The organism is Mesorhizobium sp. M1A.T.Ca.IN.004.03.1.1, assembly GCF_003997555.1.
In the GTDB taxonomy this organism is placed as follows: Bacteria; Pseudomonadota; Alphaproteobacteria; order Rhizobiales; family Rhizobiaceae; genus Mesorhizobium.
Genome location: NZ_RZTV01000046.1, coordinates 1 through 1,037, shown reverse-complemented (window position 1 = coordinate 1,037; position 1,037 = coordinate 1). Strand labels below are relative to the sequence as shown.

The 1,037-nt window shown below is 62.4% G+C and carries 1 protein-coding gene; it reads right to left on the bottom strand.

Features of this window, described 5'->3' with window-relative positions; all coding sequences use genetic code 11:
• The coding region (locus EOD29_RS30595; protein WP_095770220.1) for an IS481 family transposase at window positions 1-949 on the bottom strand (949 nt) is incomplete at its 3' end.
• Window positions 950-1,037 lie beyond the last annotated feature (88 nt).

Below are 1,037 nucleotides of genomic sequence, written 5' to 3'. Positions count from 1 at the left end.
TGTGGAGCTTCAACAGGTTGTCCTCGATCAGGGCGAGGCGACTGATAGGCGTTTTTGACTTTAGGCTGCCATGTGGACGATGCCAATTGTATCTGTGCAGCCAGACAGGCAGTTCGGCGGCACGATGATCGGATGTCGGATAGGCAATGGCGTAGGCCCATTCGCGCAGTGCTGTCTGGATGAAGCGCTCGGCCTTGCCATTGGTCTTGGGCGTATAGGGTCTTGTCGTGACGTGCTTGAGGCCGAGATCGCGGCAGGCCTTGGCGAAGGCCTTTGATCTGTAGCAGGAGCCGTTGTCGGTCATGACGCGGGCTATCGTGACGCCGAGGCTGGCGTAATAGGCGACCGCGGCCTTGAGGAAGGCGATGGCGCACTCCTTTTTCTCGTCGGGCAGGATTTGCGAGAAGGCGATGCGGGACGCGTCGTCGATGCAGACATGGACGAACTCCCAGCCGGCGCCGCGCGACTTGCCCTTTTGCGGATCGCCGGTGATACGATGGCCGACTTGGCTGAAGCGGCCGAGCTTCTTGATGTCGATATGGATCATCTCGCCGGGATGCTCCCGCTCGTAGCGCCGGACCGGTTCGGCCGGCTCGATATCCCTGAGCCGCGACAGCCCGGCACGCTTGAGAACCCGGCTGACGGTGGCGGGCGAGACGCCGACCTCATGGGCGATGTGCTTGCCGGTCAGCCGCTGGCGACGCAAGGCTGCGATGCGCTCGGCCACGGACTGTTCGGTCAGGCTCGGCATGACGGTGGGCCGCGACGAGCGGTCGACCATGCCGGCCCGCCCTTTGGTCTTATAGCGCTCGACCCAGCGCGCCACGATCTTGGCCGACACGCCATAGACGCGCGCCGCATGGGCTTTGGAAAAAGCGCCTTCTATCACCGATAACGCCATCTCCTCTCGACGCAGCGGTGTGAGACGGGCATTCTTGTGGATGTTCATTCGGACCCTCCGATGGATGCTGAAGCGTGGTAACTCCAGTCTCCTCGGTCCGGTCCGAATGGACAACCTCTCGAAAGCTCACACCTAG